The organism is Haloarcula halophila (genome assembly GCF_029278565.1).
GTDB classification, from domain to species: Archaea; Halobacteriota; Halobacteria; order Halobacteriales; family Haloarculaceae; genus Haloarcula; species Haloarcula halophila.
In genome coordinates, this window is record NZ_CP119561.1 from 252,883 (window position 1) to 270,081 (window position 17,199).

Annotated in this window: 20 protein-coding genes; 13 read left to right on the forward strand and 7 right to left on the reverse strand. The window is 59.4% G+C overall.

The genetic code is table 11. The features are described from left to right. Nucleotides 1-62: 62 nt before the first annotated feature. From P0204_RS19810 to P0204_RS19820, 3 genes are all read right to left on the reverse strand, one after another. Nucleotides 63-1,073: a CPBP family intramembrane glutamic endopeptidase gene (locus P0204_RS19810; protein WP_276224123.1), complete on the reverse strand. Its 1,011-nt coding sequence runs from the start codon at nt 1,071-1,073 to the stop codon at nt 63-65. A gap of 151 nt (nt 1,074-1,224) precedes the next feature. Next, entirely contained in the window at nt 1,225-1,539 is a 315-nt protein-coding gene (locus tag P0204_RS19815; protein ID WP_276224124.1) for a DUF7521 family protein, read from the reverse strand. A 1-nt stretch (nt 1,540) separates the two neighbouring features. Then, nucleotides 1,541-1,882 (reverse strand): ArsR/SmtB family transcription factor, encoded by a 342-nt coding sequence (locus P0204_RS19820; RefSeq protein ID WP_276224126.1) that lies wholly within the window; start codon nt 1,880-1,882, stop codon nt 1,541-1,543. Between the two features lie 559 nt (nt 1,883-2,441). On the opposite strand from P0204_RS19820, the gene P0204_RS19825 reads away from it, so the two are divergent. Beyond that, nucleotides 2,442-3,356 carry a glycosyltransferase family 2 protein gene (locus P0204_RS19825; RefSeq protein ID WP_276224128.1) on the forward strand — a complete coding sequence of 305 codons (915 nt, stop codon included), beginning with the start codon at nt 2,442-2,444 and terminating at the stop codon, nt 3,354-3,356. Between the two features lie 379 nt (nt 3,357-3,735). Here P0204_RS19825 and P0204_RS19830 read toward each other — a convergent pair whose 3' ends face one another. Then, nucleotides 3,736-4,131, reverse strand: coding sequence for a hypothetical protein (locus tag P0204_RS19830; protein ID WP_276224130.1), 396 nt, complete (start codon nt 4,129-4,131; stop codon nt 3,736-3,738). A 349-nt stretch (nt 4,132-4,480) separates the two neighbouring features. Here P0204_RS19830 and P0204_RS19835 point away from each other — a divergent pair, with 349 nt between their 5' ends. The 4 genes from P0204_RS19835 (at nt 4,481) to P0204_RS21210 (ending at nt 7,671) form a co-directional block, all read left to right on the forward strand. Beyond that, nucleotides 4,481-5,236 carry a CPBP family intramembrane glutamic endopeptidase gene (locus tag P0204_RS19835; protein WP_276224132.1) on the forward strand — a complete coding sequence of 252 codons (756 nt, stop codon included), beginning with the start codon at nt 4,481-4,483 and terminating at the stop codon, nt 5,234-5,236. A gap of 688 nt (nt 5,237-5,924) precedes the next feature. Then, the gene (locus P0204_RS19840) at nt 5,925-6,068 is read left to right on the forward strand and encodes a hypothetical protein (RefSeq protein WP_276224133.1); all 144 of its coding nucleotides are present in this window, start codon (nt 5,925-5,927) and stop codon (nt 6,066-6,068) included. Further along, nucleotides 6,052-7,311: a transposase gene (locus P0204_RS19845; RefSeq protein WP_276224135.1), complete on the forward strand. Its 1,260-nt coding sequence runs from the start codon at nt 6,052-6,054 to the stop codon at nt 7,309-7,311. Before P0204_RS19840 ends, P0204_RS19845 begins: the two co-directional genes overlap by 17 nt. A 45-nt stretch (nt 7,312-7,356) precedes the next feature. Further along, nucleotides 7,357-7,671, forward strand: a complete 315-nt coding sequence (locus P0204_RS21210; RefSeq protein ID WP_379801980.1) for a hypothetical protein — start codon at nt 7,357-7,359, stop codon at nt 7,669-7,671. 74 nt (nt 7,672-7,745) lie between these two features. Here the strand turns inward: P0204_RS21210 and P0204_RS19855 are convergent, their stop codons facing one another. Beyond that, nucleotides 7,746-8,084, reverse strand: coding sequence for a DUF8153 family protein (locus tag P0204_RS19855; RefSeq protein WP_276224137.1), 339 nt, complete (start codon nt 8,082-8,084; stop codon nt 7,746-7,748). Nucleotides 8,085-8,271: 187 nt separating this feature from the next. Between P0204_RS19855 and P0204_RS19860 the strand changes: the two genes are divergently transcribed. The 4 genes from P0204_RS19860 to P0204_RS19875 all read left to right on the forward strand — a co-directional run bounded on the left by P0204_RS19860 (nt 8,272) and on the right by P0204_RS19875 (nt 11,836). Beyond that, a complete protein-coding gene (locus tag P0204_RS19860; protein ID WP_276224138.1) occupies nt 8,272-9,483 on the forward strand; it encodes an outer membrane protein assembly factor BamB family protein in 1,212 nt (403 codons plus the stop codon). A 2-nt stretch (nt 9,484-9,485) separates the two neighbouring features. Then, complete coding sequence (locus tag P0204_RS19865) at nt 9,486-10,127, forward strand: hypothetical protein (RefSeq protein WP_276224139.1); 642 nt, start codon at nt 9,486-9,488, stop codon at nt 10,125-10,127. 636 nt (nt 10,128-10,763) lie between these two features. Further along, the gene (locus P0204_RS19870) at nt 10,764-10,937 is read left to right on the forward strand and encodes a hypothetical protein (RefSeq protein ID WP_276224141.1); all 174 of its coding nucleotides are present in this window, start codon (nt 10,764-10,766) and stop codon (nt 10,935-10,937) included. A gap of 272 nt (nt 10,938-11,209) precedes the next feature. Beyond that, nucleotides 11,210-11,836 (forward strand): hypothetical protein, encoded by a 627-nt coding sequence (locus P0204_RS19875; RefSeq protein ID WP_276224142.1) that lies wholly within the window; start codon nt 11,210-11,212, stop codon nt 11,834-11,836. 211 nt (nt 11,837-12,047) lie between these two features. On the opposite strand, the gene P0204_RS19880 is transcribed toward P0204_RS19875, so the two are convergent. Continuing rightward, nucleotides 12,048-12,335 (reverse strand): hypothetical protein, encoded by a 288-nt coding sequence (locus P0204_RS19880; protein ID WP_276224143.1) that lies wholly within the window; start codon nt 12,333-12,335, stop codon nt 12,048-12,050. A gap of 434 nt (nt 12,336-12,769) precedes the next feature. Here P0204_RS19880 and P0204_RS19885 point away from each other — a divergent pair, with 434 nt between their 5' ends. The 4 genes from P0204_RS19885 to P0204_RS19900 all read left to right on the forward strand — a co-directional run bounded on the left by P0204_RS19885 (nt 12,770) and on the right by P0204_RS19900 (nt 15,237). Then, the gene (locus P0204_RS19885; RefSeq protein ID WP_276224144.1) at nt 12,770-13,345 is read left to right on the forward strand and encodes a hypothetical protein; all 576 of its coding nucleotides are present in this window, start codon (nt 12,770-12,772) and stop codon (nt 13,343-13,345) included. 134 nt (nt 13,346-13,479) lie between these two features. After that, nucleotides 13,480-13,827, forward strand: coding sequence for an Ig-like domain-containing protein (locus P0204_RS19890; RefSeq protein WP_276224146.1), 348 nt, complete (start codon nt 13,480-13,482; stop codon nt 13,825-13,827). Between the two features lie 8 nt (nt 13,828-13,835). Continuing rightward, nucleotides 13,836-14,585 (forward strand): hypothetical protein, encoded by a 750-nt coding sequence (locus tag P0204_RS19895; RefSeq protein ID WP_276224148.1) that lies wholly within the window; start codon nt 13,836-13,838, stop codon nt 14,583-14,585. A 208-nt stretch (nt 14,586-14,793) separates the two neighbouring features. Next, complete coding sequence (locus P0204_RS19900) at nt 14,794-15,237, forward strand: DUF5518 domain-containing protein (protein ID WP_276224149.1); 444 nt, start codon at nt 14,794-14,796, stop codon at nt 15,235-15,237. Between the two features lie 390 nt (nt 15,238-15,627). Here the strand turns inward: P0204_RS19900 and P0204_RS19905 are convergent, their stop codons facing one another. Then, nucleotides 15,628-17,016 (reverse strand): DUF6498-containing protein, encoded by a 1,389-nt coding sequence (locus P0204_RS19905; protein WP_276224151.1) that lies wholly within the window; start codon nt 17,014-17,016, stop codon nt 15,628-15,630. Nucleotides 17,017-17,199: the final 183 nt, after the last annotated feature.

The following is a 17,199-nucleotide window of genomic DNA, read 5'->3' on the forward strand; positions in this document are numbered from 1 at the left end:
GCATAACGTATGAGATGCAGAGATTCAATGCAGCAGATCGAAGAGAGTTGGTTCGGTCACTCTCACTGCGTGTACGCTGAGGACAGCCGCGACCTAAGATCGCCGTTCCGGAGGACAACGTATCCGACAGTGAGCGCAGCGACACAGAGCCACGCTCCGGTGTTGACCAGCCCGAACACCCCGACGAACTGTGACGGGCCGGCGAACGTCGGCCGGATCAGCATCGGCGCAACCTCCGCGGCTTCACTGACGTTGGCCAGGCCGTAGATGTTGTTCGTCGCGAAGTTGATCAGGAAGTGGAGGCCCATCGGCAGCGCCAGTGAATCGGCCCACACGTACGCTGCGCCGAGGATAACCCCCAGTAGGAGCCGGGATCCGAACGCAGCCGGGGAGTTTGGGAAGTGCGTGATACTGAATATCAGCGCGGACGCCACCACGCCTGCCACGACCGCGCCACGGTCGGACAGCCACCGATTTCGGAATCCTTCGACGGCGCCCGTCAGAATGAGGCCCCGATGGATCAACTCCTCCCAGAAAGCCACCAGCACCCACTGGATGACGAACAGGCCGAACGCGACGGCGAACGGTAGCGCGTTCGCTCCGGTACCACCCGAGAACAACTCGGAGACGGTCGCCCACCCGGCGATCAGACTCACGGGGAGTGCCACCGCCATCCCTGCCAGGGCGATGGCACTACCAGCGCCGAAGTCCTTGAGCCACGACGGGCCAAATGTGAGTCCGTAGTCGGTCAACGGTCGCCGGTCTACATACTTCGCGAAGCCAACCGCCGTGACGAGGGCGGCGAGGGCAGCAATAAGATTTATTGCGGCTCCGGTCACCGACGGCGGGAGTTCAGTACCTGCGAGCGCCAGCGCCGGGACCACGCGCACCCCCACGAATCCGGCGACCACTGCGCCAAGAATACGCCAGAGTGCACGGGGGCGACCCTCGGTTCGGTTCCATAACACGGAGACGACGTGTCCCGTGATTCCACCGCGATTGGCTCGCTGGTTGGCATCACCCGACCGGGAGTCGGTTCGTTCGAAGTTGGTGTCGGTATCTGGTTGGGCCATCGACACCTGAAGATATGGACGCATAGAAAAAGGGCGGTTTTGCTGGCTTCACTCGCTGAAGTCAACAACAGAGCTCGGATTCGGTTGTGGCGTCACCACATCACCGGTGCATTCGGCACGCGGACGGTTGTCTGTCTGTGAGCTATCGATGTCAGTCCCGCCGTGGCACCCACAGCCCGTAGAGGATCAGCCCCAGACCGGCGAACTCGGGGATTTGGAGGAGGCTATTGAGGACCGGGGTGGGAAGTTCCAAGACGTAACTGAAAACTAGGGCCAGCGGGGCCTGAACGAACAACACTAGCATGAATCCAATCGCGATGTACAACATCGGACGGCTCTGGTTTTGGCGGTATGCTGTGTAGGCGAGGTAACTAATGGCCAATCCGAGGATCATCGGAACCACCTCGCTCATCTGTCGAATCGTGCGTAGCGTTTCGAGGTCGATCTGGAGTGGTATATCAAGCATGTCAGGTACCCTCTACGAACTGTGTGAAACGGTCGGCCATCCGTTCCCGACGTGAAATCGTAATCTCGAAGCCGTCTTCGCTGAGATCAAGTTCGATGCCGTCGAGTTCTGTCCGATAGAGTTTGTAATTCTTCCCATCGGTGACTGGCTGGATATCCTCGGTGACAAGATCATACTCGCGGAGTCGTTCGAGTCGGCGGTAGACCGTCGGCTCCGATACCCCGGCGCAGTCACTGAGCTCTGCCGCCGAGCAAGGCTCTTTTTTCGCCTCGATGAGAATCGTGCGCGCACACTCGTCACCGAGCAGGTCTGCGAGTGCTTCAGGATCCTGCACCTCGGACACGGTACATGGGTCATCTCTTGATTCGTCAATATAGGTTGTGCCGTTCTAGGCTTTCTGTCTGGCTTCAGCTAATGAAGCCACGAGAAACAGCCATTCATACGTACGCTCAGTATCCAGGTACGGATGTCGAAGACCCAGACACAGACTGTATTGCGGACCATCGCACAGACACTGCTTGGCAGCATCGCCGTATGCCTGGCCGTCCCAACCGGAATCGGTCCTGTCGCCGGTGGCTGGCTCGCAGGGCACGGACTCCAGCGCCAGCGTCGCAGGATCGTGGTGAGTGCCGTAGCCGGCGTGGTGGGGGCACTGCCATGGACAGTAGTAACGTTTCTGGCCCTGACGGGTGCTATTGAACCGGTAGGGTATCACAGGGGTGTCGTCCACGTGGGCGTACTGACGGCTTCACCAGATGCATTCGTCCTCTGGCAGGAAGTCGGCCTGTCCGCCGCACTCACGGTAACAGTTGTCACGTTCGCGGTTGCTGGCAGTGTCGTCATCAGTCTGCTAAGTGGCGGAGTCCGGTCTCGCCCTGGAAAGCTATCATAGTGAGTCATCAATGTCTACACGCATACCGACAAGCGTACTCCTCCCGACGGTGTCTTGGACCGAAGCCTGCGACGACGTCGCCGCACAGTTGGGTCCCGAGGACGAACTCCTCATCATCCACGATACAAAGGACGATCCGATCGCGGGACGAGCACAGTTCCCGGAGAACGTCCAGTTGGTCACTGCTGGTGACCCCACTGGGTGCTCCGGCAAAGCGAACGCCATCGCTGCTGGGATGGAAGCCGCTAGCCACGACCGCATCGTCTGGACCGACGACGACTTTCACCATCCACCAGATTGGCTCGACCGACTCCAGCAGGATTACGCCGAACACGGCCCGACAACGGAGCTACCGGAGTTTGCCGGCCAGGATCCGCTTGCGGTTCTACTGGAACCGATCTACGCGCTCGGCGGCACGCTCGGGACGTACGTCGGCGACCACGCATGGGGTGGAGCTGTCATCTTCGACAGAGATGATCTTGACGAAGCCGAATTCCGCTCGGAGCTCCGCCAGACCGTCAGCGACGATGGCCTCCTCGGGGAGCACACCGATGTTACGTCGGTACGACGCGTTAGGACGGTACCGATCGGCGGCAGTCTCCGTCAGACACTTGAACGTCACGTCCGGTTCAATCAGATCTTCACAACTCACGACCCTACGGCGGCGAAACTCTCGTTCGGGATGCTCGTGGCTGGCCTCGTCGGGTGTATCGTCTTCCCACCGCTCGCGCTGGCACTGACTGGACTGACAGTCGGTATCTGTGCTATGTTCGGGGTTCGTCGGCTTTCGCTTCTCCTGACGGTCCCGGCGCTTGCGATAGCCATGCCGCTCGGACTGTACGCCATTGTGCGAGACACGTTTGTCTGGGGAGGGCGACGGTACCGCTGGCACTCGAAGTTCGATGTTGAGGTGCTGACCGAATAGGCTTACTAGAGGAAATCTGATATGCGAAGGTATTCACGCCGTCTTATAGCGGATCGAGGAGAGTACTCGCGAGTTGACAGAAGATGTCATTAGAGGCGGTTCCAGAGAGTCCGGACTGTTCCCGCGGGGTCGTCGACGAGTCTGCGAATTGCAGGCACGAGATCGTACTTGAAACTGCGAGCCAGGAGGATACTCAGCCCGAATGCGAGCGCGGGACCGCCGAAGACGAGTGCGACGAAGGCGAAGGCACCGTCGATCGCTCGGGGTACCGCTCCGAATGGAACCGGAACAAGCAGAACCCCAGGTAACGTCAAGATGGCCCCGAGTTTCAGGGCCAATTCAGAACGGCGTTTCCAAGCCGAAGGCTCGTATTCGGCCTCTAGTTCGGCCGCAACCCCGCCTTGACCTCCTCGCGGGTCCACAGCTCGACCGTTTCAAGGGTTCGCTCGTCAGTGTCGGTTTCCCGGAGGCGCTCCCTGGCCTGTGCGACCACGTCTTCTTGGTCGAGACCGTGTACCAGTCGTATCCGTTCGCTCACAATTCGCATCTCGGCGAGAGCTCGTTCAACGGCCTCGTCGTCGCGGTCATCGAACGCCGCCGCCAGTTGGTCGTCAGGGTAGTCGAGCAGGTAGCCGAAATCCTCGACCCCTGCGGCTACCCGCCGGCGGACCCGCTGTCGGTCCCGGCGGCGTTTCGCCCCCTGTACCGACTCGAATCCGTCAGCCACGCGTTCGCGCTGGTTCTTGGTCAACAGCGATGCCGGTTCGTCGGACATGCCAACAGCATAGACCGACACGAAATAAAAGCTAGCAGAACCGGTCCGAATCTCCCCCCTGTCGACCGTTTCGATCCTATCTCCGGTCCGGGTGTACGCCCGTACACCAATTCATGGATCGCCGGTATACGTTCGTATTAGGGAGTGAAGCGTCCTAAACGGTTCCTGGGGTTCAATACGGCGTCGTCCGATCGACCGACCAGATGCGATGGACTGATTTGGCCCACACACGGGGGGCTTCGCCACCGTGTGTCGCGGCCCACGGTCGACAAGAGCCGTACTGGACCGAACGAGCCCAAGGCGGGTCACGATTACGCTGCATCGGGGGTAACCACCACGAGGTGGACCGATGAGCGTCATCGCCAGGCAGGCGTCCGCGGTTCCCGACCGGATGGCGGTGTGGGCGGTCCTCTCGACGTTCGGACTGGCCGTCACAGGCGGCGTCGCGGCCTTCGGCGGTATCCTCGTGACCTCTCTCCTCGCGTCAACCCTCGGTATCGCAGGGACGGATGCATACGCGGTCGTCGCCAGATCCGGCACACAGGTCGGGTTCGCCGTGGTTGCCGTCGTCTTCTTGATGATCGCTGGCGACCGGGTGCGGTATGTGAAACTGCGGTGGCCGACTCTCGAGGACCTCGGCTGGATAGCGGTGCTGCCGTTCGTACTCTTTGCCGTTAGTGCCGGGTTGACACTCGTGCTTCCGGCTATCGGGATCTCGACGCCCTCCGCGTCACATGGCGCTGAGGGGACGAAAGCGCTACTCATAGACCGGCCGATCCTCTGGGTGGTAGTGATACCCGGTCTGTACGTGTTCGCGGCGCCAGTCGAGGAACTGCTCTATCGCGGGATCGTCCAGGGACGGCTCCGGCCCCATTTGGGGACCGTCGGTATCGTTCTTGTCAGTGCCGTCGCGTTCGGACTGATGCACACAATCGTATTCGCGCTCTCGCCGCCCGAACACTTCGTGTACTCGATCCTCTCCATCAGTGGCGCTGGCGCCGTCTGGGCGGTCGTCTACGAGCGAACGGAGAACCTCGCCGTGACCGCGGTCAACCACGCGATGTCCTGGACAGTCCCGTTCGGGGCGTTGATCCCGTTCGTGTGACCAGTCACCGGCGATCGAATACAGCATTACATAACTCAGGGATCCCCGGGGGCCGACGGCCCACTCGTTCGCATGGCGACAGGACGACGACAGACGCCGGGCCTGTCTCTGGAACTCAGAACATGTACGACAAGTGCAGCAGTGGGCACTCACGGATAACGACCGTCTCAGCACTGAAAACACTGCTCTCCGTTTGATTACGTCGCCACTCACTTCTTCGAGTATGACTGACACCGATGACCAAGACAGTTCCAGTTCCTGGGGTGATGACCATCCACGGCAACGTGGTGTTGACACGGCACCGCCACAAGTCGATGCGCTTCTAGACCCTGAGACTGACCAGGTAACCTTCGTCTCGACTCGCTCTGCGGAGAACACGACGACTGCGTGGATCACTGTCGACGTCGAGACGGCTGTCGCTGTCTCAGAACGGCGATAATGCCCTCTCAATCGGGAGCTCGTATGTCACGCGGCTTCACGTCTGCTGTCGACGCTGAACTGTTTCATCTTGATACAGCGCGGAAACCCCGCCCTTTCCGTGAGTGACAAGTGTTCCGACACCTGTCGGAACCGAGGAACAAACAGGGCGGGGAGGAAGCGCGTCTGCCAGGGGATCAACCACACTGTCTAGCCAGTCCTGAATACCGGAAACATAACTTTTTACTTTACTAAAAACATAACTATTACTGTGAAGATTGACGTAGATATCGAACGCGGAAGCAAACTTCACGAGCGCGTCAAAGCGTATGCGCGGGAGAACGGCGTTCGCCACCCTCGCGCCTACCGGGAACTCATCGAAAAAGGTCTCGAAGTCGATGGCAACAGCAACTAAGACACTCCAAGCCACACTTGCGCCCCCGACAGCCCACAAAGAGCGAAAGCTTCAGGAAACACTCTCGGGCTACCGAGAAGCACTACACGACGCTTTTGACTCTGGCTGTGGGACGAAAAATGCAGTCAACGAGGTCGTGACTCCCTACGACCTGTCCAGCTATGCCAAAGACGCGCTGAAAAACTACGTCCCCGAACTGGTTGATGATACCGACGAACTTGCAGACGACCATCCAGTCCGATTTACCGAACGAGGATTCAGTCTTGACCACCAACCAGAGAACGCTATCGAATGGTACGTGAAACTCCCACACCACGAGGACTACCACCTCTGGTTTCCGGTGCGGATCAATCCCGCCCAAGCCGATCTGTGGCATGACCTCCTCGATGAGAGTGCCGAAGTGGGAGAGTTCTGTCTCCAGCGTCACCGCACGAGCTGGGAACTGCACGTCACCGTCGACTACGAGGTGCAAGAACCCGACTACGACAGTACTGACGATGACGTGACGCCAGTCGGCTTCGACATCGGTGAAGCTCACCTGCTCGCGGGCTGTGCCTGCGAGAATGGGTCACCAAGCAACCCGCTCCTCGTCAACGGCGGGCGTGCCCGCCACCTTCGCAAAGAGATATTCACGACACTCACCCGCCTGCAAGAGCGTGACGCCGCCCAGTGGCGGATAGACGAGCGATTCGACCACTACCAGAACGCACTCACTGACATCATCGAGAAGGCGTCTCGACGTGCCATCGAGTACGCCTGTCGATTCGAGAAGCCTGTTGTCGTTCTGGAAGACCTCTCGTACATCCGCGAAGACCTCGATTACGGCGAGTGGATGAACCGACGCCTCCACGCATGGGCGTTCGCTCGGTTGCAGGGACGCATCGAAGACAAAGCCAGAGCCGCCGGTATTCCTGTCGAGTACGTCTGGCCGGAGTACACCAGCCAGACCTGCCACGCCTGCCAACACGTCGGCTACCGCAACGGTGACGAGTTCCGGTGTACGAACGACGAGTGTTGGGTATCGGAATACCACGCAGACATCAACGCGGCGGTCAACATCGCTGACCGCCATGACCCGTGGGGTGAGAGCCTGCCGCTGAAACCGGCGGGCAATGACATCTCACGGGATGGGAGCGCCTGTGACAGCGCCACGACCCACCGAGAGACGAGCGAGGAATCCTCGCAGATGACCCTCTCGACTTTCCACGGGTCAGAACCCTCTGCCAGCAACAGCGAAACGTAGCTGGTATTCCCATGCCGGGAAGCCGCGCCGTTCACGGCGCGGAGGATGTCACTCGCCGAGACAGGGGCATGTTTCTCGATCGTCGGATCTCTCTCCGACCGTGAAATAGTGACCCGAGTCCTTTATTCGTCGGCAACAAAACCGTATCTGAAACTCATGGCCGAACGCCATTGTCCGGAGTGTGATCTCCAGATGGAGAAGACAGCTGTCACTGCCGAAGGAATCGGAGACCTCTATGTCGACACTGACAGAGATGGCGGCGTACTCGACCGACTCGGTATCGGACATCAAACCCCGCTCCATGCATATCTCTGTCCGGAGTGTGGGATGACCCGGCTGTATGCAGACCTTTCAGCGTAGCTGCTGAAGCCGCCGGTGGTGTTCAGTCCGATACTAGCCCCTCTCAGTATCACTTGGCTGCTCACATGGACCGCTCACAGTTCGTCGACGTCGGCAACCACTCCAGCCATACCGAGGAGCAACAACCCGAACCCAGCAACGCCCGCAGGAACCGAGGCTTGAAGCAGCAGGGAGCCGGTGAATGCACCCATACCCCCGATAATGGCACCTCGCTTCCGTGCCGACCAATCGGGAGTATCACGGGAAAGCGAAACCCATTGCTGTCTGTGAGCCAGTATCATCGACGTGACGCTCACGTAGAGTGGGAGGAGCGAAATCAAAAGCAGGTGATCTGTTGTGGCAAACTCCGCGGCAAGCGCTGTGACTATCGCTCCAACACCTAGTGAACTGACGTATCGGAGGGCAGGGCGCATACACTAAATGACGATTCCTGGAAACAAATATGGTGTGAGTTCCCGTGAGATCAGTATATACATTTCCCACCAACTCTTCGCCTGGTTATGAGGCGCCTGATGGACCCCGTGTAACACACAGTGGGGTATCTCTCTAACTGAGAGACTCCGCTAGTTATTTTTGTAAATCGGTCAGACACCGTAATTGATGCCCTCCACGTTGCGACGTACGTTCCTCGGGACAGTCGTATCCGGTGCGGTCGCCGGTATCGCCGGGTGCTCCTCGTCCTGTCCTGACACCGACACACCGGAGCCGTCACACACCGTCGGGACGGCCGACGGGTCGGCCTTCGAGACACTTCCCGATGGCGCGTGGCCGTCGCCGCGGTTCGACGCGGCGAACACTGGGTACACTCCAGTGGAGTTTCCGTCACCGACGCCGTCAGTCCAGTGGCGGTCGAGTATCCCCGTCAGTTCGGGAGACGAGACTGAGCGGCTGACGAGTGGACCGATCGTCGCCGAGGAGACGGTCATGGTAGCCACCAAAGCAGGGCTGTTCGGCCTGTCGCTCCGTGACGGCACCGAACGATGGCGCCGCGACCTCGTGCCGGCGGCCGTTGAGTCAGCACACGGGTACGGCCAGAACCTAGCGTCCCCGATCGTTACGGACGAGACGGTGATTTGTCCGACGGCCGACGGCGTCGTCGCCCTCGACATCGCGGACGGGGGCAGTCTGTGGCGTGCGGACAACGTGACAGGTGCGGGGACGCCGGCGCGAACCGGTGAGGGGGTAATCTGTCCGACAACCGACGGGCTAACGATGGTAGATACTCGTGACGGCAGTCCACGATGGACGGCCTCAGTCGACGCCAGGGACCCAGCGGTGGCCGACGACACGATCCTCGTCGGCGGGGAGCAGACGGTCGCTCTCGACGCCGAAACCGGCAAGCGCCAGTGGACCGTGCCGACGGGTACGAACGAGCACGCCGTCGTCGCGGACGGGACGGTGTATCTCAGCACGGGGGACGGTCTCGTCGGTCGGGCGCTGTCGGACGGCTCCGAACAGTGGCGGATCGATCGCGGTCGGTTTCTGACCCCGCCGGTCGTCACGCCCGAGACTATCTACGCGGTCGAGTCACCGGGCGAGGCCGGCGACGCGACGTTCGCGTTCGACCGGGTGGCAGACGGGAAGCCGACGCCACGGTGGTGCTCGCAGGTCGGTAGCGGCGCCGTGACCGCTGCCGCCGACGACGGCCTGCTGACGCTCCAGTCGGCCGGGCTGGTCGCGTTCACGGCCGACTACGGCGACGCGACCTGGCGGTATCCGCTGCGGGACGGACTCCAGCCCCCGGCGGTCCTCGATGGCGGTCTGGTAACGGTCTCGACCGACGGTGTTGTCGCAGCGCTCGGAGGTGACTGACCATGTGGCGTCCCTCGACACGGAGTGGGGGACCGCTGGCCGTCGTCGGCGCGCTGTGTCTGCTCGGCGCGATGCTCCCGATCGGGGTCTGGCCTGCCCCTCGGCCGGGGGATTCGTACGTGTTCGACCCGGCGCCGTTCAGCGCGGTATGGGCACAGCGCGTCGTCGTCCCGGCGTTAACCGTCAGCGCGAACGTGCTCGTCCTCGCTGGGCTGTACGCACTGTATCGGCGCGACGGTCCTACGATGCCGGACTGGCAACGCTGGACTGCCCAGGTGACGCTTCTTGCATCTCTCGTCTGGCTGTTCGGGACCGCTCTAGTCACGTCAGCTGGCCCGAACGACTTCGTCGGCGGTGTCTACGGTGGGCTGCTGGCTGTGCTCTCCCTGATAGTCATCGTCCCGGGACTCGTCGCCTGGGGCGGGGGCTATCTCCGGAGCGGCCAGGTGCGACTCGGCGCCGCCCTCGCCGGCGGCCCGTCGTTGACGGCCCTCTACGTGGGCGTTTCGCTGTCCGGCGTCGACTTCGACCCCGCCGGCGGACTACTGCTTGCTGTTCCGACAGCCGCAATGGCTGCCGTCGTTGGCTACGACCTGTGGGTCGTGACTGCGCCGCCGATCAGCGGCCGGCACGGCGAGACATAGTGGTATCGTAATCAATTTCATCTTTCATAGGAACTACAATGTGGTCCCCGCAGATGATTGCCAACGCTGCTGTCCTCCAGTCTGGTGCTCCACTACAGTACGGTGCGACTGACCCAGTCGGGATGGTACTCACTGTCCTTCTCGTGCTGGCGATCAATGTCGTGATCTACTCTTTCAAGAAGATTCGAGACCGATATTTAAGCAGCGATGAGTGAAGCCAACAACCCCTCGGATCCTGCTCTGGCCTGTTGGTTCGAAATTAGACTGCTCGTTCGTCGCGTTACTGCCCCGCGTCATATTCGGCTGGATCGTACTCGTCAGTGACAGAACGTACAAGCAGCATGGTGAACAGACGAGTACGAACCAGAACCCATCGAACTCGAGGGTAGCAATACCGACCGTGTAGCGCCCCGGACGGCCGAGTACGACGGTCAGACTCACTCCCGTGACTCCGATAACTATGTAGCTGTAGGGATGGATCTTCGTCAGCATCCGTATCCACCGACGCATACAGTTCCCCCCGATCGTCGACAGTAGCTATACACGACCCCTGGAGGTGGTCAAACCGGTAGTCCTGCTGGGGTCGTCCCTCCGAATATAAATTACTAATATCCGTCATTCGTTCGCTAATGCTGTATGCCCTCCATCCTCCAGAGCCCGCTCGTCCAGTACGGACTCCCAGCTATCAACGCCGTCATCATCACAGTCATCGCGTTCGCGTTCCTCGACGGGACTATCCGGTGGGCAGCACTCGGCATAGCTGCCCTCGAAGTTATCGTCGTCCCACAGATACTGAAACGCGCTGTGTGAGTACGTCTGTCACCCTGCCCGAAAATGCCTATCACACGAGTCGATAGACGGGAACCTACGGTACACGCTCAGAGTCGAGGCCGATCATGAGTCCAGTCAGCCCGAGTGTGATTGCGTACGGGTTCGGTGCGGTCTTCGGTATCCTCGCGGTCGTCTACTTCGCCCGCGATATTCTGCTCTCGCTTTCGGTTACGTCCAAACTCGCGCTACTGTACGCTGGCTCCCTATCGCTGTTGGCCGTCGGGGTGTTCGGGGACGGTACCGCCTCACTCGTGGGCTTCGTGACCGGCGGCGCCGGATACGCCGTTTCGTCGTTTTACCTTGTGAAGTGGTACAATCGTCAGCGGGTCGGCCGGTTTGCAATTTCCGCGATCTCGGCGGTGCTGTTCGTGGGTTTGGGATGGCTGCTGAGTTCGGGTGTCGTTGGCGGGGCCGGGATCGAGCTGGCCGGTACGACCGGAGTGGTTCTCGTCGGCGCGGCTCTCACACTTGCGGCCGTCGACCGGAACGAAGGCGAGGTAATACGGTACGAGGTGACGATCGCCGAGACGATCGATACAGAGACCGATCGGATTGGTACTATCGAAGTCACAAACGAGAGCGCGTTGTTCAGACACGCGTTCGAGCTACCAAGTTTTCGTTGCGTGGTGGGAGACGGAAAGACGAAACAGGATATCCCCGTCATAGTGGGATCCGTCGTCGATTCAGGTGCAGCGGCCACCATCGGCGCCAGTGAGACACGGGGCGCCCCGATACAGATCGAGTGGCGAGCTGTCGAGAAGCGATTCGAAGAAGCTGAGCTCCCTTCTCGTGATTCGTACGAGATGTCCGTCGCTGGGGAAGACGCACACAGGTTCACTACCGAAGCGGGAGAGACGATCACCGTGGAGCTATATTGACCTGTGATTTTCCGATGGCCACCGCAAGCCCGGGTAGCTCCGCTCCACTCACCGCCCGACTGAACACGAGCCCGGCTGGGACGACCAATAGCGAGAGTGCGAGCAACAGCGGGTGCTGAGATCCTTGTTAGCGGGTGGTACCGGTAGTTTCAAAATCAGCGTCGCTTCACGACGGCTCAGAGGGCACTATTCAATACAGCATATCGTCCCCCTATCGATATAGCGAGACCAGTGAACCAATCATTGATAACGTCCCGACAACAATCAGTGCTCCTCCTGTTTGTGTTGATTGTTCAAGAACTGTCAGACCAATTCCTATCATCATAATCCCGATTAGAAGAAATAAGAGCTTCCAGACAACAGCAGGAACGAGTTCTAGCAATGCATCGAAAACGAATCCCAGAATTTCATCAATCATGTTCTGTAGTGCAAGTTGAACTCTTTTATTTCCCCTCCCGAACCATTCTATCCCACCGTGGAATCCAAGGAATATTCCCACAAACGACTGTCAAAAGGTACGTAAACACTGGCAAGATGAAGGCCAAGCCAACAAAATAATTTATACTAATATTACCGAGTGAGCCAAAAGCTCCGAGATATTGAAGAACACCAATAGTCGCGAGTACGGTCGCTACGAATTCCACATACTCTCTGTATGAGGGGGAGGGGAACCTCATATTGTCGGTGCACTGGCGCCGGATAATAAATCGTAATGATACGCAATTATGAGTTACGAGCCATTTGTACTATCCGACTCAGTGAAAGCGATACAGCATGAGGACTGTTCTCTGAAACCCTGTGTACCAACATATTCTTCCCCGAATCACACCGTAATAAATCGACAGTGATTGTTTTTCTGTCAGGGTGGTTTGAACGAATCTACGGTCGGATTCGGACGAGCGTTTTTAATTACTGGTGTGTCAATGGCGGGTGATGTTGATAACCGCGACATCGTGGTCGGAGATATTCACGTTGAGCGGATCTATTGTGGGACAGACCACGCCACGTCACGCGTTTGATCCGACGCTGACGACGGTCGTTGCAGTGATAGCCGCGGTTGGGGCTGTCATCTTGTCGGTTACCGGTCGGCGGTTCGTAACGAAACGCCAACTGCTGGTTGGCGGTGGAGCGACGTATGCGACGGTGATGCTCGGTCTGTGGGCCGGAGTCCGGCTCATCTTCTGGCGATTCGCGTTCGATCCAGTCGGAGATGCGCTCATTGTTGCCCCCGTGTTGGTCGGGTTCGCACTCGTAATCGCGGGGCAGTTCGTGGTTCCGGTGTACCTGCTGGTCACGCATGACATTTGGACGTCACTTGTCTGGTTGTTTGGTGTGACATGGGCATTCGGCGAGTTTGTTCTCTTGGTGGGTGGTGAGTCTGGTGGGTTGTTCACCCTGCTTGTGTGGGTTGCTGGACTCCTGCCACTGTGTCTCGGTGTTCTGGTCGTTACGACTGGTAGTGAACTCCTTTTCCGGCGGCTCAATCTGTCGAACCTACGTGGGTCGTGACTCACCATCGTTCTCTACTGTCGCGTCCTGAGTGTCTATGAGTTAGACAGCACTAACGGTGGTCCCAGTGTTTCACTTCCGGAAACACGGGAACTGCATATACAATCATAGAATCTAGAGTGATACACATGCAGATGCATAGATCGGACGGCGACACAACGACCCACCATGCAGTCGAGAGCGACCGAGGAGAAGCCGAAACCCTCGTTATCCGCAACTATGACCACACAGAGGGGCGCAGGATTACAGTGAGGTTCACTGATACCGATGGCGACGGTGTTATTGAACGTACGCTGGCGGTCGGTCCGCTCGAGACGGTGAGTGTTCGAACTTCGCTTGAGCGTGGGGAGTACCAAATTGAGGCCGAGACAGAACGTGGGGCGAGTGACTGTGCAGTGTGTGCCATCGGCGAACGCACGAACGAGTGCGGATTGATTGAAATCGGAAACGGTATCGTCAGTATCAGTGACGGGTACTGGTAGCGGTTCGGATGGCAACTAGTGACTCAGCACCCCACCACTCCGCAACAGAACTCTCCTTGAATGTCGATACCCGCTGGGGAATCGCGTTCGTGGCCCTCCTGTTCGTCCACAACGAACTCCATGAAATCGCACACACAGCTGTCGGTCGGCTGATCTGTGGGGCTTGGGGGGCACGGAATTTCAATACCTGGCAGACTGCTTGTTATAAGACACCGGAGATCGTTCTGGCACCAATCGCGGGACTTGTGTGGAGCTACGGCTTGTTATGGGTCGGATACTTTTTTCTTAAATCAGACAGTAATCAGGTAAAAAATTCGCTCGGGTTCTGCCTCGTCTTCGCTACGATGCCCTGGGGACGACTGTCGACTGTCGCGGGTGGTGGCGGTGATGAGATGGTCATCCTTCGAGGCGTGTTCACTTCGACGGATCCGACAATTCTCCTCGCAACCGGCGTGACGATCGTCGGACTTCTCATCGCCCCACCGCTATATCGCGCCTTCCGAATCCTGACCGGCAAGCAACGATGGCTTGTCTTCGTCGGTATGTTCTTTCTCCCGAAACAACTCTTTTCAATAGTTGTCTTGGATATGGCGAATCCGCTACTCAAACAGGGGGTACTGTCGGGACAGGGTGTTCTCGGTGCTCCAGCCATGGTGAACGTCTGGACTGGCCTCTGGGTACTCGTCTTGGCGGTGTCGTGGAAACGATTACTGCAGACGTTCGTGGTCAAAGATCCTACGGCAACCGCCGCCCAGTAGTCGTGTACCATCGGATTACTTGAACTACGGGTTTAGTCCGAGTGAGAAAATTGTTGTGTGAGCGGTATTTATACATACAATATACCCCGAGTGACACGCTTCACCTCTTGCACACAGCGTGGCGGGGACCTCGCGCTGCTTTTTGACAGTCTGGCCGATATCGTGTCGTAGCAAAGATCTTATGTCGCTCTCGTTGTCACTACGATATATGTCGCCCTCCACCATCCAGCGACTACGGTCGTCTCCCACATGGCGGTACGCCTTCTTAGCCGGCGTCGCGTCGTTCCCGCTCACGCTTGCACTGAACTGGCAGGACGTCGGTGGGACCTGGGATATCTCAGGTGTGGCTCTCGCCGCCCTCGCTGCTGGTTATCTGGCGAAACGCCATGGCCTCGAAAGCACCCCAGTCGGGTTTCGGACTGGGGCCATCGGCAGCCTGCCCGTGTTGTGGTCGGTCCCCAACGTCATCACCTCCGTCTTGGGGCTAGCCCAGCCCGCATGGTTCACAGTGGTGTCAGTCGTGATGCTGGCGGTGTTCGTCCCGCTCGTAGTCGGGTTCGCCGCGGTTATCGCCGCGCTCTCGGGGCGGCTGGGCGGGTGGCTGGCAGCAAAGAGCGGTCACCCGCGACAGCCGGTCAATGTCAGCTCGTAACCGCTGACAGGAGCGAGCAGGTATTCGTCCCCTGTCCTCTCGTCGCCGATATGCACGATATCGCATAGACCTCAAGCTACCGTAGGTGACTTATGCGAGTGTGATAACCGATATCCGCCGAATTAGGCCTTAACAACCATCCTGCACCACCGCCACTTGCTACAATGAGATAAATTTCCCGTGAAACCTAGCTCGCTATCGGGTCGGGTTGGTCGCTATCCTATCCCCAATAGTAATAACTAAATTATACATCTCTCAACGTGAGCAAGTATTGCGATAACTGTATTCGTTGGCGTCCTTCTCCCGTAACTCATCCGTGTGCGCCACTCGTGATCGGCCTCGGGCAGCACTGGATGGCCCGATTCCGCATTGCGCTGTCGGCACGTCCGATCAGATCCACCGGAGCGCTACCCAGACCAGTGCGACGACCGGGAGCAGGAACATCGGACCGATGGCCACTGCCAGCCCAGCTAGCTCCGCGTCGCTCACCGCCGGGCTGAACAGGAGGCCGGCAGGGACGACCAACAAGGAAAGTGCGAGCAACAGCGCCGCGGCAATTACGGCAGGATCCCGCTCGGGACGGTCCGTCTCGACGACCGGCAGGTCCAGCGTTTCGACCGCGGCGTCGAGATCCGCCACCGGTCCGAACTGTACCGACGTATCGTCGGGATCGAGACGCTCTATCTCTAACGTTCCGGTACCCAGCAGCCGGTCGGTGGCGGCGTTCCGGACCGAGAACCTCGCTCCGTCGACCGGCACGACCCACTGCGGGGCATCCAAGAGCGTATCGTGTGCGACGAGATACTCCTCGTGACGGCGGTACTCGATGGTGCCGTATCGCAGGTAGTAGCTGCCGATCCTGGCCCCGACGACGATGAGGACCACAGCAACACACGGAGCGAGCCAAACTGGCCCGGCAACTAGGACTGCAAAGCCCAGTAAAGCGAACACTCCCAAGACGCCCCGATGAAGGAATCCCAGTGCGACGGTCGGGAGCGCCGCCAAGAGGACAGGTGACGGTGCGACGGCGACGCTACTCTGTGGCTCCCCATCGGGCGGGTCGATTTCGGGTGCCGTCTCGGCGAGGTCCGTCTCGGTGAACCGCCCCTCGAGTCGGTCGGGGACCGGCAGGGCTGGGTGTTCAACGAACAACTGACGAACTGTGGCCCCCGTCTTGACGAGCACGAGGACGCTGAGTACGAGCGGGCCACCCAGTCGCTCGTCGATCATCCCGATAAATCCCAGGACCGCTAACAGGAGGCCGATCTGTGTCGGTTCGAGTAGTATCTCCCTGGCGGACGTGTCGGTGTACTCGCGCTTGCGTAGGTAATCGAAGCGGAACTCCCGACCTTGCGCAATCAACAGCCCGGAGATACCAAGCGCCAGCACGGGTGTCAGGCGAACTTGTGGCGCGACCACGACCCAGTAGGCGGCAGAGGCCGGGACGACCGCAGCCGTCCACAGTCCCAGAACCGAAAGTGCGAACGGGAGGTTTCGCGGATACACGGGTGGCCAGCCTGCTCGGAGCGATACCCCGCCACGTTTTTCCCGCAGTTCGGAGAGCGGCTCAATCCCGGCGACGTCGGGTGAGCCCTGTTGGGCGAGCAGTGCCTTCACTGTCGCAAAGAGTACCGTCGCTCCCCCTTCGACCCAGTAGATGACCAACAGCGAACCGACCGCCAAGTCGCCGACCCAGACACCCCAGAGTGGGAGCAGATTCGCGACGACGGTAACTGCGGTCGCGGTGACCGACGGGTTAGCTGGCGAGTGGCTACGCATCGTTTCTCGTCGTGAAATCACAACAAATCAGAACTTCGGTTCGGAGTATCACCCAATCACAGGTTTGGGGCTAGCTCTGACCACCGTCCAGGCCGTCGACCGTTGTCAGATCGGACCCCTGTGGTCGGCCAGTGGACCTCCTCATAGACCACCCACAACTGGAGAGTGAGATCTGTGTGACCA